General features: G+C 68.9%; 22 protein-coding genes and 1 pseudogene. 11 read left to right on the top strand and 12 right to left on the bottom strand.

The window, feature by feature from the left end; translation table 11 throughout:
• Window positions 1-38: 38 nt before the first annotated feature.
• The 7 genes from trxB to O3438_RS34035 form a co-directional block, all read right to left on the bottom strand.
• The gene (gene trxB / locus O3438_RS34065) at window positions 39-968 is read right to left on the bottom strand and encodes a thioredoxin-disulfide reductase (protein ID WP_269677957.1); all 930 of its coding nucleotides are present in this window, start codon (window positions 966-968) and stop codon (window positions 39-41) included.
• A 69-nt stretch (window positions 969-1,037) separates the two neighbouring features.
• Window positions 1,038-1,445: an arsenate reductase ArsC gene (locus O3438_RS34060; protein ID WP_269677956.1), complete on the bottom strand. Its 408-nt coding sequence runs from the start codon at window positions 1,443-1,445 to the stop codon at window positions 1,038-1,040.
• Entirely contained in the window at window positions 1,445-1,630 is a 186-nt protein-coding gene (locus tag O3438_RS34055; RefSeq protein ID WP_269677955.1) for a hypothetical protein, read from the bottom strand. Before O3438_RS34055 ends, O3438_RS34060 begins: the two co-directional genes overlap by 1 nt.
• Window positions 1,627-2,373, bottom strand: coding sequence for an MIP/aquaporin family protein (locus tag O3438_RS34050; RefSeq protein ID WP_269677954.1), 747 nt, complete (start codon window positions 2,371-2,373; stop codon window positions 1,627-1,629). Before O3438_RS34050 ends, O3438_RS34055 begins: the two co-directional genes overlap by 4 nt.
• A gap of 55 nt (window positions 2,374-2,428) precedes the next feature.
• On the bottom strand, window positions 2,429-3,091 hold the full coding sequence (locus O3438_RS34045) for an arsenate reductase ArsC (protein ID WP_332367438.1): 663 nt from the start codon (window positions 3,089-3,091) through the stop codon (window positions 2,429-2,431).
• On the bottom strand, window positions 3,084-3,785 hold the full coding sequence (locus tag O3438_RS34040) for an arsenate reductase/protein-tyrosine-phosphatase family protein (protein WP_269677953.1): 702 nt from the start codon (window positions 3,783-3,785) through the stop codon (window positions 3,084-3,086). The genes O3438_RS34045 and O3438_RS34040 overlap by 8 nt, the downstream gene beginning before the upstream one ends.
• A gap of 212 nt (window positions 3,786-3,997) precedes the next feature.
• Window positions 3,998-4,342: an ArsR/SmtB family transcription factor gene (locus O3438_RS34035; RefSeq protein ID WP_269677952.1), complete on the bottom strand. Its 345-nt coding sequence runs from the start codon at window positions 4,340-4,342 to the stop codon at window positions 3,998-4,000.
• A 63-nt stretch (window positions 4,343-4,405) separates the two neighbouring features.
• Here O3438_RS34035 and O3438_RS34030 point away from each other — a divergent pair, with 63 nt between their 5' ends.
• Window positions 4,406-5,515, top strand: a complete 1,110-nt coding sequence (locus tag O3438_RS34030; protein WP_269677951.1) for a flavin-containing monooxygenase — start codon at window positions 4,406-4,408, stop codon at window positions 5,513-5,515.
• Here the strand turns inward: O3438_RS34030 and O3438_RS34025 are convergent.
• Window positions 5,487-5,864, bottom strand: a complete 378-nt coding sequence (locus O3438_RS34025) for an ArsR/SmtB family transcription factor (RefSeq protein ID WP_269677950.1) — start codon at window positions 5,862-5,864, stop codon at window positions 5,487-5,489. The two genes, O3438_RS34030 and O3438_RS34025, sit on opposite strands and share 29 nt — an antisense overlap.
• 85 nt (window positions 5,865-5,949) lie before the next feature.
• Between O3438_RS34025 and O3438_RS34020 the strand changes: the two genes are divergently transcribed.
• From O3438_RS34020 to O3438_RS33990, 7 genes are all read left to right on the top strand, one after another.
• A complete protein-coding gene (locus tag O3438_RS34020) occupies window positions 5,950-6,099 on the top strand; it encodes a hypothetical protein (RefSeq protein WP_269677949.1) in 150 nt (49 codons plus the stop codon).
• Between the two features lie 21 nt (window positions 6,100-6,120).
• Window positions 6,121-6,381: a hypothetical protein gene (locus O3438_RS34015; protein ID WP_269677948.1), complete on the top strand. Its 261-nt coding sequence runs from the start codon at window positions 6,121-6,123 to the stop codon at window positions 6,379-6,381.
• A complete protein-coding gene (locus O3438_RS34010; protein WP_269677947.1) occupies window positions 6,378-7,631 on the top strand; it encodes a M28 family metallopeptidase in 1,254 nt (417 codons plus the stop codon). The genes O3438_RS34015 and O3438_RS34010 overlap by 4 nt, the downstream gene beginning before the upstream one ends.
• A 12-nt stretch (window positions 7,632-7,643) precedes the next feature.
• Window positions 7,644-7,970 (top strand): ArsR/SmtB family transcription factor, encoded by a 327-nt coding sequence (locus O3438_RS34005; RefSeq protein WP_269677946.1) that lies wholly within the window; start codon window positions 7,644-7,646, stop codon window positions 7,968-7,970.
• On the top strand, window positions 7,970-8,461 hold the full coding sequence (locus O3438_RS34000) for a GNAT family N-acetyltransferase (protein WP_269677945.1): 492 nt from the start codon (window positions 7,970-7,972) through the stop codon (window positions 8,459-8,461). Before O3438_RS34005 ends, O3438_RS34000 begins: the two co-directional genes overlap by 1 nt.
• A 75-nt stretch (window positions 8,462-8,536) precedes the next feature.
• Window positions 8,537-9,955, top strand: coding sequence for an FAD-dependent oxidoreductase (locus O3438_RS33995; protein ID WP_269677944.1), 1,419 nt, complete (start codon window positions 8,537-8,539; stop codon window positions 9,953-9,955).
• Window positions 9,955-11,205 carry an MFS transporter gene (locus O3438_RS33990; RefSeq protein ID WP_269677943.1) on the top strand — a complete coding sequence of 417 codons (1,251 nt, stop codon included), beginning with the start codon at window positions 9,955-9,957 and terminating at the stop codon, window positions 11,203-11,205. Before O3438_RS33995 ends, O3438_RS33990 begins: the two co-directional genes overlap by 1 nt.
• Window positions 11,206-11,355: 150 nt before the next feature.
• Here O3438_RS33990 and O3438_RS33985 read toward each other — a convergent pair whose 3' ends face one another.
• The 4 genes and pseudogenes from O3438_RS33985 to O3438_RS33970 all read right to left on the bottom strand — a co-directional run.
• Window positions 11,356-12,333, bottom strand: a complete 978-nt coding sequence (locus tag O3438_RS33985) for a hypothetical protein (protein WP_269677942.1) — start codon at window positions 12,331-12,333, stop codon at window positions 11,356-11,358.
• Window positions 12,334-12,902: 569 nt separating this feature from the next.
• Window positions 12,903-13,484: a hypothetical protein gene (locus tag O3438_RS33980; RefSeq protein WP_269677941.1), complete on the bottom strand. Its 582-nt coding sequence runs from the start codon at window positions 13,482-13,484 to the stop codon at window positions 12,903-12,905.
• A complete protein-coding gene (locus O3438_RS33975) occupies window positions 13,474-13,809 on the bottom strand; it encodes a hypothetical protein (RefSeq protein ID WP_269677940.1) in 336 nt (111 codons plus the stop codon). The genes O3438_RS33980 and O3438_RS33975 overlap by 11 nt, the downstream gene beginning before the upstream one ends.
• Window positions 13,810-14,470: 661 nt before the next feature.
• Window positions 14,471-14,911: pseudogene (locus tag O3438_RS33970) on the bottom strand (transposase family protein); the annotation flags it as partial.
• Between the two features lie 1,735 nt (window positions 14,912-16,646).
• Here O3438_RS33970 and O3438_RS33965 point away from each other — a divergent pair.
• The 3 genes from O3438_RS33965 to O3438_RS33955 all read left to right on the top strand — a co-directional run bounded on the left by O3438_RS33965 (window position 16,647) and on the right by O3438_RS33955 (window position 21,150).
• On the top strand, window positions 16,647-18,023 hold the full coding sequence (locus tag O3438_RS33965) for a cation:proton antiporter (RefSeq protein ID WP_269677939.1): 1,377 nt from the start codon (window positions 16,647-16,649) through the stop codon (window positions 18,021-18,023).
• A gap of 506 nt (window positions 18,024-18,529) precedes the next feature.
• Window positions 18,530-19,669 (top strand): acyl-CoA dehydrogenase family protein, encoded by a 1,140-nt coding sequence (locus tag O3438_RS33960; protein WP_269677938.1) that lies wholly within the window; start codon window positions 18,530-18,532, stop codon window positions 19,667-19,669.
• Window positions 19,666-21,150: an amino acid adenylation domain-containing protein gene (locus O3438_RS33955; RefSeq protein WP_269677937.1), complete on the top strand. Its 1,485-nt coding sequence runs from the start codon at window positions 19,666-19,668 to the stop codon at window positions 21,148-21,150. Before O3438_RS33960 ends, O3438_RS33955 begins: the two co-directional genes overlap by 4 nt.
• Window positions 21,151-21,232: the final 82 nt, after the last annotated feature.

The following is a 21,232-nucleotide window of genomic DNA, read 5'->3' as shown; positions in this document are numbered from 1 at the left end:
GGTTGCTGACCGGGACGGTTAGCGCGGAGCGGCGCCGGTCAGGGCAGGGCGGCGAGGTAGCGTTCGGCGTCCAGCGCGCTGGCGCAACCGGTGCCGGCGGCGGTGATGGCCTGGCGGTAGGTGTGGTCGACGAGGTCGCCGGCGGCGAACACGCCGGGCAGGTTGGTGCGCGTGCTCGGGGAGTCGACGATGACGTAGCCGTCGTCGTCGAGGGTGACCTGGCCGCGGAACAGGTCGCTGCGGGGGTCGTGGCCGATGGCGACGAACACGCCGGTGACGCCCAGGATGCGGGTATCGGCGGTGTGCACGTCGCGCAGGCGGGCCCCGGCCACGGCGCCGTCCTGGCCGAGGATCTCCTCGACGACGCTGTTCCACGCCACCTGGATCTTGTTATTGCTCAGCGCGCGCTCGGCCATGATCTGGCTGGCGCGGAAGGTGTCGCGGCGGTGGATGATGGTGACGCTGCGGGCGAAGCGGGTGAGGAAGGTGGCTTCTTCCATGGCGGTGTCGCCGCCGCCGACCACGGCGATGTCCTGGTCGCGGAAGAAGAACCCGTCGCAGGTGGCGCAGGCGGACACGCCATGGCCGAGAAGTTCCTGCTCGCCGGGGACGCCGAGGGGCCGCCAGGCAGAGCCGGTGGCCAGGATGACCGCACGGGCCTGGTGGGGTTGCTCGCCGATCCAGACAGTCTTGGTAGGGCCGGTGAGGTCGACGCGGGTGACGTCGTCGGTGATGAACTGGGCGCCGAAGCGGTCGGCCTGCTTGCGCAGGTTGTCCATCAGGTCGGGGCCGGTGATGCCGTCGGGGAAGCCGGGGAAGTTTTCCACCTCGGTGGTGGTCATCAGGGCGCCGCCGGACTGGCTGCCTTCGATGAGCAGGGGTGCGAGGTTGGCGCGGGCGGCGTAGAGGGCGGCGGTGTATCCGGCGGGTCCGGAGCCGATGATGATCAGGGGGTGCGGATCGGACACGAGAGGGCTCCTGCTCAGGGACAGCCGCCCGCCGACGGCGGGGTCGGCGGGCGGGGATGGGTGACAGGGTCAGGCGGCGGTGTGCAGCTCGGCCAGGAGTTGCTCGACCCGGGTCCGGATGTCATCGCGGATCGGGCGGACCGACTCGACGCCCTTCCCGGCCGGGTCTTCAAGCTTCCAGTCCTCGTAGCGCTTACCGGGAAACACGGGGCAGGCGTCGCCGCAGCCCATCGTGACGATGACGTCCGACGACTCCGCCGTGGCGTACTCCAGAAGCTTCGGGGTCTGGTCGGTGATGTCGATGCCCACCTCGCGCATGGCCTCGACGGCGGCGGGGTTGACGGTGTCGGCGGGGGCGGAGCCGGCGGAGCGGACCTCGACGGTGTCACCGGCGAGGTGGCGCAGCCAACCGGCGGCCATCTGGGAGCGACCGGCGTTGTGGACGCAGACGAACAGGACGCTGGGCTTGTCGGACATCAGGTGCCTTTCTGGCAGTGCGGTACGCGGAGCCGGTTGACCGGCGCCTCGTCGAAAAGCGAGGGCCGGGAGCTCTCGGGGTCGCTGTTGCGGTCGAGCAGCCGGTACCGGCCGACGTGACGAGCCGGGTTGAGGAACTCCCGGCGGGGCTTGTCCCCGCCACGGTGCTCGCTAGTGACGGTCATGCGCGGTGATCGAGTGCCGGGTCGCGGTCGTCAGCGGGAACGACCACCTGGTCGGCGGCCCTCCCGGCGTCCGGGTAGAGCGCAGCCAGCAGGCCGATGCCCACGACGAGGCCAACCAGTTGGGCGATGACGAAGCCGGGGACGGAGGCGGGGGCGATGCCGGCGAAGGTGTCGGTGAACGCCCGGCCGATCGTCACCGCCGGGTTGGCGAACGACGTGGACGAGGTGAACCAGTACGCGGCGCCGATGTACGCGCCGACCGCGGCCGGGGCGACGGGGGCGCGGCCGGAGCGGGCCAGGGCAACGACCAGCAGGATCAGGCCGGTGGTGGCGACGACCTCACCGAGCCACAGGTGGCCGGCGGCCCGGTCCTTGGCGGAGAAGTCGACCGCGGTGAGGTCGAACATCAGGTTCGCCAGCACCGACCCGGCGATCGCCCCGGCGACCTGAGCGGCCACGTAGCCGCCCAGGTCCCTACCGGACAGGCCGGTGCCGGCGCGGCGGCCGAGGAACCAGTCGGCGGCGGAGACCACCGGGTTGAAATGGGCGCCGGAGACCGGGCCGAAGATCAGGATCAGCGCGCCGAGGGCGAACGCGGTGGCGATCGAGTTCTCCAGTAACTGCAACCCGACGTCGTCCGGAGAAAGAGTGGTGGCCATGATGCCGGAGCCCACCACGGCGGTGACCAGCAGGGCGGTCCCGAGAAACTCGGCCAGCAGGCGCCGCCAAAGTGCGATGGTCATCAGTTGGTTCTCTCCTAGTGCGCTAACGGTGCGAGCCGATATCGGGCCGGCGGGTCTATCGGGTGGCGGTGACGTTCAGGTCATCGAGCAGGCGGCGGACGCGGCGTTCGATCTCGTCGCGGATCGGCCGGACGTCGGCCAGGCCCTGGTCGGCGGGGTCGTCGAGGTCCCAGTTCTCGTAACGGGTGCCAGGAAAGACCGGGCAGGCGTCACCGCAGCCCATGGTGACCACGACGTCGGCGGCGCGGACCACCTCGTCGGTCCAGGGCTTGGGGAACTCGTCGGTGATGTCGATGCCGCGCTCGGTCATCGCCGCGATCGCGGCGGGGTTGACCTCGATGCCGGGCTCGCTCCCTCCGGACCACGCCACGGCGTTGTCGCCGGCGAGGTGGGTGAAGAAGCCCAACGCCATCTGGGAGCGGCCGGCGTTGTGCGTGCAGAGGAACAGCACCACCGGCCGGCCGTCGCGGTGGTGACCCTCGACCCGGGCGAGGGCGCGCAGGCGCTGGCGGGCGAACCGCTCCGCGAGCAGCGGCAGGTAGTTGGGGATGCTGCCGGCGGTGGCGAACTGGTCGTAGCTGGACTGCAGGAACCGCTCGATCGTCTCGGCGCCGTAGATGCCGGCGAATTCGGCGGCGAGGCGTGTGGCCGCGGTGCGCAGGGCGACCTGCTGGTCGACGGAGATTTCCTGCAGCGGGTGGGGGCTGGTGTCAGTCACGGTGCTCTCCCGGATCCACGGCGGGGGTGATGACGGGGGCGACGCGGTCGACGCGGTCGGCGAGGTCGGCGAACGCGGCCTCGAACGCGTCGTCGGTGTCGGCCCGGACCGGGTCGGGCACCGACCAGTGCAGCCGGGGCCGCACCGGCCCGGTGAGTTCCTCGTGGGCGTTGTCGCAGACGGCGATGACCAGGTCGTCGTCGCGCACGATGTCGGCGACGTGAGAGGTGCCGGTCGGGTTCAGTGCCAGCCCGTGGCGGCGGGCGACGGCGACGGCACGCGGGTGGACCCGCTGGGCGGGTTTCGTTCCCGCGGACGCCGCTGCGGTGTGGGTGCGATCCGACCAGAGGGCGGCGGCCAGTTGCGAGCGGGCGGAATTGCGGGTGCACACGAACACCACGCGCCGCACCCCGGTCAACGGCGCCGGGTTCAGCGCGGTCAGGGCCTCGGGCCGCAACCGCAGGTAGGTGCGACGCCGGTCGCCCTCAGACCGATCCCGAACGACCAAGCCTGCTTCGGTGAGGACCTTGACGTGGTGGGCGATGAGGTTCGTCGGCATCTGAAGGTCCTGGGCGATCTCTCCGGGGGAGGCGTCGCCGAGGGTGAGCGCGTCCACGATCGCCAGGCGCGCCGCGTCGCCGAGCGCGGCGTGGATCCGGGCGCGCCCCTGCAGGGAAGCAAGCTCAGTAATCATTGACTCAATGATTACTGAGCAAGCCCGCGAGTGTCAAGCGGGGGTAAGTGAGAGCTACCTGGCGGTGCGCGGGGTGGCCCGGCCGATAGGGCTGACCAGCGTCAGGCCGGACTCACCTGATGATCCGGGGTGGTGCCGCCCTTCATGGGGCAGCTGGCCGCCGGTGACGGCTGGCCGATTGGCGGGTGTTCGCCTTGTCGGAGTGAATCGGGTCAGCAGCAGGTTTTGAGGTAGGACTGCAGCTCGGCCAGCGCTGCCTGCGCGCCGTCGCGGTCCGCCCGGTAGTAGACCGTCTTGCCGTCGCGCCGCGAGGTCACGACCCGCCCCCGGCGCAGCAGGGTTAACTGCTGCGACGCGGTCGCCTGGCTGATCCCGATGCGCTCGGCAACGTGCCCGACGGACAGCTCGGCGCCTTGGGCGAACAGCATCATGATCCGTTGGCGGGTGGGGCTGCCCAGCGCCTTGAGGAACTCCTGGGTATCCGGCGCCAGTCCGCTCGGGCCTGCGGGAGTCGCCGTCGCGGGCGGGGTCACCTGCGAGGGCGTGGGCTCATCCATGCCTGCCACCTTTCCCCACCACGGTCATATTGTCATTCAACGAAATGACGATACGATGAGGAGGTGACCACCTCTGGAGAATCTGTGATCATCGTCGGTGGCGGCCAGTCCGGCCTCGCCGCCGCTCACGCCGTCCTGGCTGCCGGTCTGCGGCCCGTCGTCCTGGAGGCAGGCGCCGAGCCGGTGGGTTCGTGGCCGGACTACTACGACAGCCTCACCTTGTTCTCCCCGGCCCGCTTCAGCGCGCTGCCTGGCCTGGCGTTCGGCGGGGGTGATCCCGAGCGTTACCCGAGGCGCGACGAGGTCGTCGCCTACCTGCGTCGCTACGCCAGCGGCATCGACGCCGACATCCGCACCGGCGTACGTGTCGCCGCCGTGCGTCAACGCCCCGGCGGCGGCTATCTGGTGCGCACCGACAGCGGCGACGAGATCGCGGCGGCGGGGGTCATCGCGGCCAGCGGCTCGTTCGGAAACCCGCACCTGCCGGCGTTACCTGGTCTCGGCGACTACACCGGCGAGGTGCGCCACGTCGCGCAATACCGGCGGCCCGAGACGTACGCCGGCAAGCGGGTCATCGTGGTCGGCGCCGGCAACTCCGCCATCCAGATCGCCCACGAACTGGCGCCGATCGCCCGGGGCACCCTGGCCACCCGGGCGCCAATCCAGTTCGTGCCGCAACGCATCCGCGGTCGGGACCTGCACCACTGGCTGCATGCCACGAGGGCGGACCGCCTCCCGCGCGCGGTGCTCACCCGCCTGATCCGCCATGCCGCAGTGCTCGACACCGGCGTCTACCGCGACGCCATCATGGGCGGCCTGCTAACCCGCCGGGACATGGTCACCGCCTTCACCCCCGACGGGGTCAGGTGGCCCGATGGTGCGTCCGAGCCGATCGACGCGGTGATCCTCGCGACCGGCTACCGCCCGAACCTCGGATATCTCGCCGCGCTCGGCGCCCTCACGCCTGCCGGTATGCCCGAACACGTCGGTGGAGTCTCCACCACTCACCCCGCGCTGGCCTACCTGGGGCTGGAGTTCCAGCGGTCGTTCTCGTCGAACACCCTGCGCGGCGTTGGTCGTGACGCCACCCACGCCGTCAGGGCCCTGGCCGAGCACCTGCGCAGCGGCGGGCGCTGGGCGCGGCTCACGCGACGGCGGCCGGCTCGACGCTGAGCAGTCCGGCGAGCTGGCGCAGGATGGCCGGCCGGGCCCGGTAGTACACCCAGGTGCCGCGGCGTTCGGCGTCGACGAGGCCGGCCTCGCGCAGCGTCTTGAGGTGGTGCGAGATCGTCGGCCCGGTCAGGTCGAACGCCGGGGTCAGGTCGCAGACGCACGCCTCCCCGCTCTGCGCGGAGGCGATCATCGACATCAGCTGCAGCCGCACCGGGTCGCCGAGCGCCTTGAACGCCGGCGCGAGCACCGCGGCGGTCTGCGCCGGCACCGGGCTCTGCGCCAGCGGCGGGCAGCACGGCGTGTCGGCGGTGAGGTCGATGACGGGAAGCGACGCAGCTTGCTTTGACATGCCTCTAGGTTGACAGGTGTCTAAGCAGCGTGCAACTCTCTGATTCGACAGACGTCAAGACAGGCGTCGTGGAAAGGGAGTCGTCATGTTCGGCACAGCACGACGCACGGCGAAAGCCCAGGCGGGAGCGCGGTTCTGTGACTCCTGTGCGCGGGTGTCCACCGCGGCGCAGCGGGCGCAGAGGCACTTCGACCAGATCCGTGACAACGCCTACGCCCTGATCGGCGCCCGGTAACCCTGATCGAAAGGTTGTGTGATGAGCGAGAACACCCAGATCAGCCCCGCGACGGCCGGCGGGTTCGCCGGTGATCCGGGCGCCGCCCTGGCCGTAACCGGTTCCGGTTCCTGCTGCGGCAGCCCCGCGCAGGCGGTCGGCTCGATCCTCCCGCCCGACGGGCACTCGGCGACGGCGGGACCGTGCTGCGGCACTCGGCAGGCCGCCGAAGCGGCCAGCTCCTGCTGCGGCACCGAGGCGAAGACCGAAGCCGTCACGACGGGTCAGGGGTGCTGCGGATGAGCGCCCCATCGGGATCGGCCGCCCACCTGGACGCGATCCTGCCCCAGGTGTCAGCCGAGCGGATGGCCGCCACGGTCTCCGCTCTCGCCGCGGATGACTTCACCGGCCGGCGGGTCGGCACCGCCGGCGGCGCCGCCGCCCGCGCCTGGCTCGTCGCGCACCTTGCCAACCTCGGCGCGACGGTCGACACCGACGACTTCCCGGTCCGCAACGTGCCCGAGCTGTACGCGGCGCCGACCGTCGTCTGGGGCAAAGGTGACACCTCGACGCGGCTGACCTTCGGCCGCGAGGTCGCGGTCCACTGCGCCTCAGCCGACACTTCTGAGGTCAGGCGCGGCCCGTTGGGTGTGGCCGGCAGCGGCGACCCGGCCGGCCGGTGGCTAGTGGTGCCCACCGGCGGGAACCCTCTCGATGCCGCCCGCGATGCCTCGGGCGCCGCGGGTCTACTGCTGAGCCGGGCCGTCGATGCCGACGGCTGGCAGTACACGGTCCTCGCCGGACCGGACCCGGGACCGCTGCCCATCCTGACCCTCGACGCGGGCACCCACCGCGCCGTCCTGGCCGCCGTCACCGGGAAGGGCTGGTGCAGCGCAAACACCCCGCTACGCCGCCGCGACGTCACCGGCACCAACATCCACGCGAGGTTCCCGGCGGCGCAGGCGGGCGGGATCGAGGTGTTGCTGACCGCTCACTACGACGGCGTCGGCGACCGTCCCGGTCTGCGTCAGCCCGGCGCGTCGGACAACGCCAGCGGCGTCGCGGTAGTCCTGGAAGCCGCCCGAATTCTTGCCGCCGCCCGCCCTGTGGGGGTCGGGGTGGGTGTCGCGCTGCTGGACGCCGAGGAGGTCGGCGCGCTGGGCTCGGCCCACCACAGCCAGCAGCTGCAGGCGGGCGACGTTCGGCCGCTGGTCATCAACGTCGACGGCGCCGGGCTGCTCGACCAGGCCGCCGCGGTCGAGGCCGGCGGGCCGGCCCACGCGCTGCTCGCCCTACTCGATCAGGCCGGGCGGCACACCGGCCTTCCGCTCGCCGCCGGGCCGGTCGCCTCCGACAACCGCCGCTACGCCGCCGCCGGTCTCGCCGCGGTGGGCATCGGCGCCGGCATGGCCGGCTACCACAGCCCCGCCGACACCCCAGACCGCGTCGACCCGCACACGCTCGAAGCGATCGCCCGCCTCGTCGTCGCCACCGTCTGTCTCGCCGCTTCCACGCACGCTACAGTTTCATCGTCGATCGGCGATAAACGATAGAAGGGTGGGGTTGTGGACGAGTTGCTCGACCGGAGCACCGCGCAGCAGTACGCATCGTGGTTCCGGGCCCTCGCGGACCCGACCCGGGTCCAGATCGTCGAGTACCTCGCCCGCCATGCCCGACCGATGAACGTCGGCGAGATCGTCGCCGCGATCGGCCTGGCCCAGTCCACCGTCTCCCAACATTTGAAGATCCTCACCGACGTGCGGTTCGTGCTCGTCGAGGCGGTCGGCACCGCCCGGCACTACCGGATCAACGACGCCTGCGTCGACTGCTTCCCCTCCGCCGCCGACGTCGTCATGGGCCGACCCGCCCCCCACCCGAACGGAGCCTGCTGATGGCCGACATCACTGTTCGCCCCATGACGGCCGGCGACGCCGCACGGGTGCTCGCCATCTACCAGGCCGGCCTCGACGGCGGCGACGCCAGCTTCGAGACCACGGCGCCGACCTGGGCCCAGTTCGACGCCGGCAAACTGCCCGAGCACCGCCTCGTCGCCGCCGACGACACGGTGTTCGGGTGGGTCGCCGTCTCACCCACCTCCGCCCGCGCGGTCTACGCCGGCGTGGTCGAGCATTCCGTCTACGTCGACCCCGCCGCCCGAGGCCGCGGCGTCGCCCGCGCGCTCTTGGAGGCCCTGATCGCCTCCACCGAAGCCGCCGGCGTCTGGACCATCCAATCAGGTGTCTTCGGCGAGAACACCGCCAGCCTCCACCTGCACGAACGCGCCGGCTTCCGGGTCATCGGCGTGCGCGAGCGGGTCGCCCGCCACCACGGCCGGTGGCGCGACGTGATCCTGCTGGAACGCCGCAGCCCCGTCATCACCTGACCCACCCTCCCCTCAGGCGCATGGCCGCCGTCTACCTGTTTGATTCGACAACTCTCGACACAGAGGAGATACCTGATGAGCACCCTGGATGACCTGCCCGTCGTGGTGATCGGCGCCGGCCCGGTCGGCCTGGCCACCGCCGCGCACCTGCACGAGCGTGACCTGCCGTTCCTCGTCCTAGAGGCCGGCGACACCCCCGCCGCCGCAGTGCGGCAGTGGGGACATGTCCGGGTCTTCTCCCCCTGGCGGTACAACATCGACCCCGCCGCCCGCCGGCTCCTCGACGACGCCGCCTGGGTCGCCCCCGACCTGGAGGCCCTGCCCACTGGCGCGGAACTGGCCGGCGACTATCTCCAGCCCCTGGCGGAGTTGCCGCAACTCAAGCCGCACGTGCGCTACGGCGCCCGGGTCGAGGCGATCAGCCGCGTCGGCCTGGACCGGCTGCGCACCGCCGGCCGCGACAGCACGCCGTTCCTGATCCGCCTCGCCGACGGCCAGGAGGTGCTCGCCCGCGCGGTCATCGACGCGTCCGGGACCTGGGGCACTCCGAACGTCCTCGGCGCCTCCGGCCTGCCAGCCCGGGGTGAGGCTGACGTCGCGGCGCACCTCGAGCACGCGCTGCCTGACGTCCTCGGCGCCGACCGGGACCGGTTCGCCGGCCGGCACACCCTCGTCGTCGGCGCCGGTCACTCCGCCGCCAACACCCTGCTCTCCCTCGCCGACCTCGCCGCCGAACATCCAGGCACCGCCGTGACCTGGGCAATCCGCACCACCTCACCGGCGCGCACCTACGGCGGCGGCGACGCTGACGCCCTCCCGGCACGCGGCGCCCTCGGCTCCCGGCTACGCGCGCACGTCGACGCCGGCCGGATCCGCCTGCTCACCGGCTTCGCCGTGCACGCCCTCACCCCCACCGACGGCCGGGTCAGCGTGGTGGTGCGGCACGCCGACGGCAGCGAAGAGTCCATCTCCGTGGACCGGATCGTCGCGGCGACCGGCTTCCGGCCCGACCATACGATCGCCGCCGAGCTGCGCCTCGACCTAGACCCGGTCATGGGCGCCACCCGCGCCCTCGCCCCGCTGATCGACCCCAACGAGCACTCCTGCGGCACCGTGCCCCCACACGGCGTCAACGAGCTCACCCACCCCGAGCCGGGCTACTACGCCGTCGGCATGAAGTCCTACGGGCGGGCGCCGACGTTCCTCATGGCCACCGGCTACGAGCAGGTCCGCTCCGTCGTCGCCGCCCTCGCCGGCGACTGGAGCGCCGCCCACGACGTCCAACTCGACCTGCCCGAAACCGGGGTGTGCAACAGCAACCCGGACGTGTCCGCCAACGCCGACAGCTGCTGCGGGCCAGCCCCGGCCACCCCGAGCTCCGGACGAGGCCTGGCCACCGGCATCGCCGGCGGGCTGCGCGCCGCACCCTTGAGCCTGCTCACCCTCGACGCCGCCCCCGCCGACGCGCAAACCGGCGGCTGCTGCAGCAGCTGATGCCCACCACCATCACGGTGCCCGCCGACGCAGCCGTCGGCGGGCACCACCGGTGGCGGATCGTCGCCGCCCTCGCCGTCACCTCCACCATCGGCTACGGCACCCTCTACTACGCCTACGCCGTCCTGCTCACCCCGATGGCCGCCACCCTCGGCACCTCCACCACCGCGGTCACCAGCGCGCTCACCGCCTCGGTGCTCGCCGGCGCGCTCGCAGCGATCCCCGTCGGCCGGTGGCTGGATCACCACGGCGGACGCGCGCTGATGACCACCGGCTCGATCACCGCCACCGCCCTGCTCGTGGCGTGGTCCCAGGTCCACACCATCGGACAGCTGTACGGAGTGATGATCGGCATCGGGATCACCGGCGCGATGGTCCTCTACGAACCCGCCTTCGCCGTCATCGTCGCCTGGTTCACCCCCGACCGACGCGCCACCGCCCTGCTCGCCGTCACCATCGTCGCCGGATTCGCCAGCACCATCTTCATGCCCCTGACCGGCGTCCTTGCCGCCCACCTCGGCTGGCGCGGCACGTTACTCGTCCTCGCCGCCGTCCACGGCGCGGTAACCGTCCCTTTGCACGGACTCACCATCCGCCGGCCCCCACCGGCAGCAACGACCAAGCCCGCGAGCCCGACCCGGCCAGGACACCCCCAGCGGCGCGCCGTCGCCCGGGCCGCGATGCGCGACGCCCGGTTCTGGATCCTCGCCGCGACCCTGATCGCGCACGGCGCGGCCACCAGCACCATGACCGTGCACCTCATCGGCTACCTCATCAACCGTGGACATCCCGCCACTGTCGCGGCCACCATGACCGGACTGCTCGGCGTCCTGTCCGTCACCGGACGACTCGTCCTCACCGCCGCCCGAAGACGCCTGCGCGTCACCACCATCGTCGCCGCGGTCTTCGCCATCCAAGCCTGCGCCGTGCTCGCCATGCAGCTGCTCGCTGGCACCCGCACTGGCGCGGTCATCACCGTCGTCGGCTTCGGACTCGGCTTTGGTATCACCAGCCTCGCCACCCCCGCCATGCTCACCGACCGGTACGGCACCACCGCCTACGCCACCATCGCCGGACGACTCACCGCACCCGTCACCATCGCCAAAGCCACCGCACCCCTCGCCGCCGCCACCCTCCTGCACACCACCGCCGGATACACACCCCTGCTCACCGCCGTCGCCGGATGCTGCGCCCTCGCCGCCATCGGCATGCTCACCCGCACCACCACGTCACCCACCCCTGTCAGCTAGACGGAGTACGCACGACGCCGGCGCCTTGCCATCTGCCAGAGCGAGGAGGGCGAGCTTCGCCGCCACCGTGCTCAGCCCTAGCCCGATTCGGGGGCGCTTGGCTCCACAAAGCCCGCTCCGTGGCGCAGGTACCGCGGCATTGCGGTACGGCTATGCCTCCCAGCCCTCCTGCCAGGAAGGCAGGACAAGGTGTTTCCCCAACTCGGCGACTCGAAGAGCCACACTGATTACGAACTGGTGGCAGAAGTCGAACTCGCTGGAGCTGGGCGCGTATCTCTGGCTCCGCGAGACCTGGCGTCCAGCGCCGGTGTAGAAGAGCTCGGGTGTGAGTTGTTGAAACCGGTGATACTCCCGGAAGTCGATCCTCAGGGCGATCATCCGCAGGGCGCGCTGCCCTTCGGACGTCACCCGGGTCATCCAATCGATCTGTTCGACTAGTCGCTCCTGTGCTCGGCTAAGTCCCGCGTAGGGCCGTTCCACAGAACGAACGGCTGCCTCGATACCTCCCCGGCTCATAGGGCGGGAGAGTCGGGGACCAAAGGTGAACGCTGGGCCACTGAACCCTTGGGGATAGATGTGTTCATGCACCAACTGGTCGAACGCCTCTACCAACAGCGCCATGGCCTCTGGGCGATCCCCGGCGATGTGGGCATCGACCGCTGCCCTAACCTTCGCTCGCGCTTCAGGTTGGTGGATGAGGTCGGTCATATCGATACCGCTGTACTCGAGACCGAACACCTTGGGCGTGTTGTCCTCGAAGAACGCAGCGACGTCGGCGCGGGCCTGTTCGATGGCTGCGAGCCCCGGCATCTGCCCGACGTGCTTGAACCCGTTACGGAGGCGGTTCAGCCGGTCCATCCCCACCTTGCCGGATAGATCCACACCACCGCTGAGCTTCTTCGGTTGCAACTCCGCCCAGTACTTCATGAACTGAATGTGGTCGGGGAGGTTAGCACCGAGGTGTTCGCCTGCCAGGACCAAGAAGTGCTCCACGGCGTCGTGAAACGACAGGACGCTGGTGAAGGTCATCGGCTCCGGCAGATGCGTCTGGTCAACGCCCTGTTGGTGAAGCAGGCGGATGAACGCGAGCGGTGCCATGGTCTGCGGGTCGATCGTCGGGGGAATCATCGGTTCCTCGATCTGATGCGGTTGACGACCGGAGGGTACGTGCACGGTCTGACACAGCCGGATACCTCCGACCCGTTACCGCAGATGGAAAAGCGCCTACCGGCAACGGCTCCGTCGGGCTTGTACGCCGTCGTCCGCTGAACACAGTGCGGACATGATCCAAGCAGGGACTGACGCGCAGGTCATCGGCTCCAGCGGCAGGCTCGCGTGTGACGCGGGAACGGTGACGCTCGAACTGATCACCTCGGATAGATCGGGGACTTGTCAGGCTGTGCCGGTGGCCATGGAAGCCCTCGCTGTTCGACGGCCAGTGGGTGTGACTGACCAGTGAGGGCTGCCAGAGCGGTGGCGACATCCTGGATGTCGGCTTTGATGTACATGGTGGTAGCGGGTCCGCGGCTGTCGGTGCGTCCGGCGTAGGCGCGGGCCACACCGTAGCCGAAATGCCGCTCCACCCAGGTCAGGGTGGTGTGGCGCAGCCAATGCGTGGAGATCCCCTGGGCGGCGACCCACGGCAACTGCCGGCCGATGCGAGCCCACAGCAGGTCGTAGCGGCGTTAGGTGGCGGGTTAGCGGTTGCGGTAGCGCAGCAGCGCGTCGGTGGGCAGCACCACCTCACGGGCACGGGCGTGCTCTGCAAGACGGGCAGCGAGCGCCGGCGTGATCGGCTGCCACCGTTGCGTGCCACCCTTCTCCGCCAACCGGATCAGGGAGTGCGCGGTGTCGAGGTCGATCAGGCGCAGTGCCAGGGCGCCGCCGCGTCGGCAGGCGGTTTCGGTGGGCAGCCGCAGCAGCAGGGCGTCGAGGATGATGTCGTTGCCGCCGCGGCGGACGGCCCGGTTGATCTCCTCCAGCTCGTGCGGGGTCAGGGCGCGGCGGGTGTTGGGCTGCCGGCGGGGTTTGCGCACCCCGTGGGCGGGGCTGTCCACGGCCGCGAGGTGACCGTCGGCGATGGCCCGGTTGTAGAAGGCACGGGCCGCGGCCATGAAGTGCTCCCCGGCGTGCCGGCCCAGGCGGGATTTGCGCCGGGACCGGGCGCCGGCGGTGGATGGCACGACACGCACATCGGTGCGGGTGAGGTCGGCGGGAGTGAGGCCAAGGTGCTCCAGCAGCGCCCTTGCCGTTGCGACGCGGTCCGGGTCAGCGGCCATCGGAGTTGTTCCTGAGGATCCGCGCGTGCAGGTCCGCCAGCGCCTCGGCGATGGTGTGTGAGGCGTGCACAACAAGCAGATTCCGACCCGGGAGGGCGGCCAGGAGCACCGGTTCACCCGCGGTGATGCCGCAGAGGTAGCGGGCGGCGGCCGGCAGGGGCAGTTCCTCGCGGGTGCCCACGACGTGCGCACCGGCTGGCGTCGGGGTGATGAGGATGGCGGCGTGCACGACGTCGACGTGTAGGGCGAGGCAGGGGAGTCCAGCCCAGAGCGCGCAGCAGCGGGCGAGCGGTGACCCGCCCAGCGGCATCCGGACGGGCCACATCGAACAGCACATCGGTTGTCTGGCCAGCGGGTGACGGCAACGTCGGCAGGGCGCCGATTCCGGCGGTGTGACCGGCAGCGGGACGGGAATGAGCGCCTCGACGATCTGCTCAACGTCGCGGTGTGGGGGGTGCGGTCGGCGGCTCATGACCGCCGCCAGCAGAGTCGCACCGATATCAGCGCAGCAGGAACCGTCCCCCGATGGTCGCTATACGCGTGGGTGCTTGTCTTTGGTGAATGATTCGCGGAGACCGGTTGATCTCTCGCGAATCCCCACAAAAACTGGTGTCCGAGGGGGGAGAATACATATTTAGAGCATCCACGCTTAGCGTGGGTGTTCATGCATTCAACTTACCAGCTCACGGGACTGAGACAAAGCATCCCACCCCAGCTCCTTGATAGGGCGGCCATGACAGTGCTGTGAACTCTCCACAAAAAGTCGAACCAAACTACTGGCTCGATGAACTGCAATCTATTCCCGTCGCCACAATGCCTTCGACCGAGTCGAATAACTCGGTAGTCGTGCGAGCCTGCAGATGACCCTGGGATCACAGTGGCGGCTGCGCCCTGACCAGTGCGATCCGTCGGTCGCAACCTCGCTGGCAGCGCCCTAAGGGCTGTCTCGTAACTGGGTGGAGCGTTGGCTGGGGCTGGGTCTGTGGTCACCAGGTCAGGGCGATGTTGTGGAGGTTGGCGATGCCGGAAGCGGCAGCGGTCAATGTGCGGGCGGCGCGGCGGTAGTCGCGCAGGATCTTCCAGTTCTTCATCCTGGCCAGGGTGTGTTCAACCTGTGCTCGGACGGTGCGGTGCTGGGCATTCAGGTCCTGCTTCCGGGCCGGTAGTGGGCTGCCGTCGCGGTTCTTGCGGTAGGGGATGATCACCTCGGGATTGCCGCGGTAGCCGCCGCCGGCCATGACGGGCCGTCCGGCCAACTTCTGGTCAATGCCGGAGGTGCGGTAGACGATCGTGTCGTTGCGGTTGCCCGGCTGGGGCTCGCCGACGGCGATGACCAGGCGGGTGTAGGCGTCGATGGACACTTGCAGGTTCGTCGAGTACCGGTAGTTCTTGCTCGGCGCCGCGAGGCGGTGGTCCCGAGTCGGCAGGCGTCGGCGCGCCGCCGAGTAGTTGCTCAGCCGTCAGTCCCAGCCGGCCCAACAGCAGCCGCACCGCCTCTAATTCGTTGCTGCCTGCAACCACAGGTGCGTCGTCGGTCATAGTTCCACATTCCTAAGCATATTCGTCCAGACTTCCGAATGCCCGATCGAGCCAACTCATCGTGTTGGTCCGGAACACTCCAGAACGCTGGTCTGCCGCGATCAACAATCGATCCCCCACGACAATGCCTAGCTCGCTCTGAACGAACAGCGGAAGGTGCATATGACCTTGCGGGGTAATTGACCAATTGCCCGCCTTGTCGAGGGTGACGGTAACGGTCTCAACTCCTGTCACGAAATTCACACATTGGGCTGGAAGCCATTGCAGTATTCGAAGCGCGGATCGATCAGCCAGACGGCCGCGCCTATCACAAACACCGAGACAGTAGTAGTTTGACGATCTGTTTAGACGCTTGAAGGGTTTGGAGAGCGGGAGGCCGGGCGGGTCTAACCGAGTGAAGGTATCAACGTCGTCAGATGACTGCGCATCGTTTATCCAACCCAGGTGAAGGCTGGGCTGAATCTTGAGCTAGCCGGGATGCCTCGCCTCGCTCCTTCTATCAGAAAGCTGCCTTCAATGGCTCTCCGGCCACCTTGTCGCGATCGCGTCGTTAGAGCATCGCTACGGCATTGATATCGGCCGACCACTTTGCTTGTCTGCCCATAGGCGCCTTCTTCGGTCCGCCACCAGGGTGACCTGCTGACGCTCGGATCGCTCTGGGAGGTTAGCGCTCAGAGTCTCTGCACACTTTGCGAAACACCAGAAATCTGGCCACCGATGGTTGATTTGGAAGAGTGGTGAATATACGTCGGCGGTGACGCGGGCGCTCGGTTCGGATGGCTCTGCCATGACGAATCACCCCACTTCCACCTGCTCGCGGACACCCCGGCCCCGCGCTGGTCGGCTTGCACCGTTGACCATGCCGCTTGTGGCAGTGCTCGCGGACATCGCCTGGGTATGCCTGGTGGCGCGCGGCACCCTCAACCCCGCTGACGGAGTCCCCACCTGCCGATCGTTCACGGGCCAAGCCGCAGTGCACCACGGTCAGGTCTCGGTCGCTGTGTCGCCCCGCGGTACCAGCCCGCCGTTCGACCCGTGCATCCCGATCGACCGCAGCGAATCATATATCCGGACGATCCGACATCATCGGTCACGCCTGTTGACATTGCCAATTGGCGATGTTCATGATGGCCGGGCGACCGTCGGCGGCGTAAACGAAACATGCCAAGCGTCCACAGCCGTGAAGGTGGACGCTTGACCGGCGGCCGGGGGGGAGGGCCGGACAGTCACGAGGACGGTTCCGGCGGCACGGTTCGCGGCGACTGCCTGCCGCAGCAAGATCACCCACCGCTCCGTCGACGTGCGAAGGTTCTCCGCATCGTGCCGCCCCGACGTGCCCTCCGTGCACCAGGACCGTCGCTGGTCGCCGCCGACATGTGGCCCACCCAGCTAGAAAAAGGAGCGCAGCTGCTGCCCTCCGTCGACCACCGCACTCACCCTGGCTGCACTTCCGCCGCGGCTAAGACCGACCCCCGCCCCGACAGTCCGTCCTCTCGCTCGGCCACACCCTGCACCTGAGGCACTCCGCCATCCGCAAACCGCACCTCTCCGGTGCGGCAGTCCTGGGAGGCTACGTTGGCGCTCGCAGTTCCCGTTGCACCGGTTGCGGCTCATCCGCTGCTGGTGTTCCTCCTCCAGATCAGCCTGCTCCTGTTGCTGGCACTACTGCTCGGAAGGCTCGCCGTGCGGCTCGGCATGCCGGCGGTCGTCGGTGAGCTGTGCACCGGTGTGCTCCTCGGTCCATCCGTGCTCGACCACCTCGCACCGAGCCTCGCCGGCTGGTTGCTGCCCAAGGACCCAAGCCAGTTCCATCTACTCGACGTGGTCGGGCAACTTGGCGTGCTGCTGCTGGTCGGCATCACCGGCACCGAGGTCGACGCTGCCCTGGTACGGCGCCGCGGTAGCACCGCCGCGCGCATCAGCGTGGCGGGATTCATCGTGCCGCTGGGCCTGGGTATCGCGACCGGCTACCTGCTGCCGACCTCACTTCTAGCCGACGACGGAGACCGCACCGTCTTCGCCCTGTTCCTCGGCGTCGCGATGTGCGTCAGCGCTATACCCGTTATCGCGAAGACCCTGATAGACATGAATCTGCTGCACCGCAATATCGGTCAGCTGATCCTGTCCGCAGGCATGGTGGACGACGTCTTCGGGTGGCTGATGCTGTCTGTCGTGTCAGCGATGGCCACCACCGGCCTGCACGCCGGCGAGGTCGGCCTGTCACTGACGTACCTGGCGGCGGTGCTGATCCTGGCAGCGCTGGTAGGCAGGCCCATCGTCCGCGTCGCACTGCGCATGAGCGCCCGATCGTCCGACTCCGGGCCCGTGGTTGCCACCGCCGTAGTGCTCGTGCTGCTGGGTGCCGCTGCTACGCACGCGCTCGGACTCGAAGCCGTGTTCGGGGCCTTCGTCGTCGGCATCCTCATCGGCACCTGTGCCCCGAGTAGCTCGCAGCCCGCCACCACGGCCCTGCGACCGCCCACGGCAGATTCCAGCGGGCGGACAAAGCAATTCACTCTCGCCCGGCTCGCCCCGTTGCGGGCGGTCGTGCTCGGTGTACTCGCACCACTGTTCTTCGCCACAGCGGGGCTACGGATGGACCTGACCGCCCTGGGAGAACCAGTGGTCCTCGCCGCCGCGATCCTCGTCCTTGCCGTCGCGATCCTCGGCAAGTTCGCTGGTGCCTACATCGGCGCACGGGCCAGCCGAATGAACCGGTGGGAGGCCCTGGCACTGGGCGCAGGCATGAACGCCCGTGGTGTCATCGAAGTCATCGTCGCGATGGTCGGGCTCCGCCTCGGCGTCCTGAGCACGGCCGCCTACACCATCATCGTCCTGGTAGCGATCGCGACGTCGCTCATGGCGCCGCCCCTGCTGCGCTACGCCATGCGGCGGGTGGACTACACCTCCGAGGAGCAACTGCGCGAACGCAACCATGACCAGCCCGACGGTGCCGCCTCTACGACTCGATCCAAACTGGCCGAAGGACCCGGCACGTGAGACGCGCTCCTGCGACTGGCCAGGCGACAGGCGAACATCGCGCCCATCGCCGCGCATGCTCTGCTCCGGCGCGCGGGATCGCTGATCGCCCATTAAGGACAAAGCTTCGTGAGCTGGGCAGTTACCGGCGCCACGTGCCCTTTATCGAGCTCATTCGCAGTGTTTGTCACCCTCGCAGGAACCCGCTGGTGCCGGGCTCGGCCGCCTGGATGCTCTTGACGAGCCCGCGCGAAGCCAAGTACGTTTCGATAACGATGACATCGGTCGAGATCATCATCATCCGGATCACCGGATGTTACGGGGATTCGCACGACCACATGTGACGTCGGGAATGGACCGGCTCGCCGTAAAGGCGTCAAGCCGGTCACGCACGAGGCATCGCGCAGACGCGACCTCGTCCCCGCCGATCCAGCAAGCATTCAGAAGTGGACTGTTCAGGAACGCGCTGATCGGCAGCCGACGGCGTTCATGGCGGTTCGATGCAACGGGGGAAGGCGTGACAAGCCTTGGACTTCGACCTGACTGCGCAACAACAAGCACGATATGACGATGTGCTGGCCGCGGTACGTGCCAGGCTCGGGACGGTCCGGGAACAGGCCGGCTCCTATTTCAGCCGCGACGACTGGAAAACCGCAGCCGACATCGGGCTGGTAGGCCTGTGCCTACCCACCGACAGCGGTGGCGGCGGGCTCGGCGCGCTCGATACAGCCCTGTGCCTGGAAGCTTTCGGCCACGGCTGCCCCGACACGGGTTTTGTGTTCAGCATCAGCGCTCACCTGTTGGCGTGTGCCGTTCCTGTACGCGACTTCGGCGACAGCCCGGCAGCCGAGCGTTTACTGGCTGGGCTTGCCAGCGGCGAGCTGGTCGCCGCGAACGCGATGACCGAGGACGCGGCCGGGTCCGACGTTGGGCAGCTTGCCGTCACCGCAGACCGGGTGGGCGACGACTACGTCCTCAATGGGGACAAGTCATTCGCGAGCAACGGGCCCGCCGCGGACGTCTTCATCACCTATGCAGTGACCAACCCATCCGCGGGTTTCCTTGGCATCACGGCCTTCGCGGTACCCGCTGGGACGGCCGGTGTGGAAGTCGGGCCCCCACTGGGAAAGCTAGGGCTCGCATCCTGCCCGGCCTCACGGGTCGCGTTTCGTGAATGCCGGGTGCCGGTGGCGTATCGGCTCGGCAGCGAAGGACAAGGCAGCGTCATCTTCCAGCACTCGATGGCGTGGGAACGTGGGTGCCTGTTCGCCGCATATCTGGGGCTAATGGAGCGGCAACTGCAGCAATGCACCGAGCACGCCCGCAGGCGGCGTCAGTTTGGACGGGCGATCGGCGACTTCCAGGCGATCTCGCATCGCATCATCGGCATGCGGCAACGCCTGGAGAGCAGCCGACTGTTGCTGTACCGGGCCTGCTGGCTGCTGGACGGTGGCCGTGATCACACCACGGCCGTGGCCTTGGCCAAGATAGCGGTCTCCGAGGCTGCCGTCGCCAACAGCATCGACGCAGTGCAAATTTTCGGTGGAGCCGGCTATCTCACCGCCACTGGGGTCGAGCAGCAACTACGCGACAGCATCCCCGCCACCATCTTTTCCGGCACCAACGAGATCCAGCGCGAGATCATCGCCCGAGAGGCGCGGCTGTGAACCTACACCAGCTCGTCATCGACATGGCCGCTGCGGAACCCGACAACCTCGCCGTCACCGACGCCGGGCATGCCGTCACTTACCGCGAACTCGACCAGCACGCCAACACTCTCGCCGCCGTGCTGCGGCACAACGGTGTCGGCCACGGCGACCGGGTGGTGCTATGGGCGGAGAAATCAGTCACCACGGTCGCAGCCATGCAAGCCGTCCTGCGGCTTGGCGCAGCTTATGTTCCCGCTGAGACCAACACACCGATCGCGCGGGTAGCGGCTATGGCTCGAGACTGCGCCGCTTCCGCAGTCCTGACTACGCCGGACTTGTCCGGTCGGATCCGCACCGAACTCGAGCCCAGCACCGTCTGCCTAGATTTTACCGATACAGACTCTCGGGCACGGTCGTTCCATGAACCTGTCGCAGCCGACGACTTGGCGTACATCCTCTACACCTCAGGATCGACCGGCAGGCCCAAAGGCGTGTGCGTCAGCCACCGCAATGCCCGCGCCTTCGTCGATTGGGCGGCCAGTGAACTGCAGCCCCTGCCCGCGGACCGGTTCGCCAACCACGCCCCCTTGACCTTCGACCTTTCCGTGCTCGACCTGTACGCGGCATTCTCCGGCGGCGCGTGCGTATGCCTGATCCCGAGCCACCTGGCTTACGCACCCGCACAACTGGTTCAGCTCTTGCATGACCAACACATCAGCATCTGGTACTCGGTGCCGTCAGCGCTGGCCCTGATGATCCGTGAAGGTGGGCTACTCGACCGGCCCGCGCCGGCGACTTTGCGGGCGGTGTTGTTCGCCGGTGAGCCGTTTGCCATCACCCACGTGCGTCAACTGGCCGGCTGGACCTCGGCCCGGCTACTGAACCTGTACGGGCCGACCGAAACAAACGTGTGCACCTATCACGAACTTGCGGCCGCAGACCTGGACCGCGACCGGCCGGTTCCCATCGGCACCGCCGCCTGCGGAGACCGGGTATGGGCGCAAAACGAGAACGGCAGCGTCGCCGGGCCCGGCGACGAGGGCGAATTACTCGTCGAAGGACCCACCGTGATGCTCGGATACTGGGGCCGGCCACGCCATCAAGGGCCGTACTGCACCGGCGACCTGGTACGTGTGCTGCCTGACGGGGGATTCGACTTCGTGGGCCGGCGCGATCACATGGTGAAGGTACGCGGTCACCGCGTCGAGCTCGGTGACATCGAAGCGGCCCTAACCACCCACCCGGACGTCGCTGAAGCCGTCGCCGTCGTAACTGGAACCGGCGTGGACGCCCGGCTGACAGCATTCGTGCTGCCACACCCCGATCGGCAGCCGGGGACTCTGGCCCTCAGACAGCACTGCGCACAACAGTTGCCGCGCTACATGCTCGTCGACCATGTCCGAACCGTCACGGAACTGCCGCGCACCCGCAACGGCAAGATCGACCGATCGGCGCTGCTGGCCATCGCAGCCCCGTCCCACACAGCCCAGGGCACCTGATGCCGGTTGCGACGGCGCAGACATCCCGGTCCGGCCGTGACCCTCCGCCACCGGCAACATGACGCGCACCGGACGCCTTCCC

The sequence above is a fragment of the Micromonospora sp. WMMC250 genome, assembly GCF_027460215.1.
In the GTDB taxonomy this organism is placed as follows: domain Bacteria; phylum Actinomycetota; class Actinomycetes; order Mycobacteriales; family Micromonosporaceae; genus Micromonospora; species Micromonospora taraxaci.
The sequence above is the reverse complement of the archived record's forward strand: the minus strand, read 5'-3'. Positions and strand labels throughout refer to the sequence as shown.

What these genes read in the sequence shown, in the direction of transcription:
- O3438_RS34060 (WP_269677956.1), bottom strand. Translation starts at nt 1,445, where the DNA reads ATGTCCGACAAGCCCAGCGTCCTGTTCGTCTGCGTCCACAACGCCGGT.
- O3438_RS34055 (WP_269677955.1), bottom strand. Translation starts at nt 1,630, where the DNA reads ATGACCGTCACTAGCGAGCACCGTGGCGGGGACAAGCCCCGCCGGGAG.
- O3438_RS34050 (WP_269677954.1), bottom strand. Translation starts at nt 2,373, where the DNA reads ATGACCATCGCACTTTGGCGGCGCCTGCTGGCCGAGTTTCTCGGGACC.
- O3438_RS34040 (WP_269677953.1), bottom strand. Translation starts at nt 3,785, where the DNA reads ATGATTACTGAGCTTGCTTCCCTGCAGGGGCGCGCCCGGATCCACGCC.
- O3438_RS34035 (WP_269677952.1), bottom strand. Translation starts at nt 4,342, where the DNA reads ATGGATGAGCCCACGCCCTCGCAGGTGACCCCGCCCGCGACGGCGACT.
- O3438_RS34025 (WP_269677950.1), bottom strand. Translation starts at nt 5,864, where the DNA reads ATGTCAAAGCAAGCTGCGTCGCTTCCCGTCATCGACCTCACCGCCGAC.
- O3438_RS34020 (WP_269677949.1), top strand. Translation starts at nt 5,950, where the DNA reads ATGTTCGGCACAGCACGACGCACGGCGAAAGCCCAGGCGGGAGCGCGG.
- O3438_RS34015 (WP_269677948.1), top strand. Translation starts at nt 6,121, where the DNA reads ATGAGCGAGAACACCCAGATCAGCCCCGCGACGGCCGGCGGGTTCGCC.
- O3438_RS34010 (WP_269677947.1), top strand. Translation starts at nt 6,378, where the DNA reads ATGAGCGCCCCATCGGGATCGGCCGCCCACCTGGACGCGATCCTGCCC.
- O3438_RS34000 (WP_269677945.1), top strand. Translation starts at nt 7,970, where the DNA reads ATGGCCGACATCACTGTTCGCCCCATGACGGCCGGCGACGCCGCACGG.
- O3438_RS33995 (WP_269677944.1), top strand. Translation starts at nt 8,537, where the DNA reads ATGAGCACCCTGGATGACCTGCCCGTCGTGGTGATCGGCGCCGGCCCG.
- O3438_RS33990 (WP_269677943.1), top strand. Translation starts at nt 9,955, where the DNA reads ATGCCCACCACCATCACGGTGCCCGCCGACGCAGCCGTCGGCGGGCAC.
- O3438_RS33985 (WP_269677942.1), bottom strand. Translation starts at nt 12,333, where the DNA reads ATGATTCCCCCGACGATCGACCCGCAGACCATGGCACCGCTCGCGTTC.
- O3438_RS33980 (WP_269677941.1), bottom strand. Translation starts at nt 13,484, where the DNA reads ATGGCCGCTGACCCGGACCGCGTCGCAACGGCAAGGGCGCTGCTGGAG.
- O3438_RS33975 (WP_269677940.1), bottom strand. Translation starts at nt 13,809, where the DNA reads ATGTGGCCCGTCCGGATGCCGCTGGGCGGGTCACCGCTCGCCCGCTGC.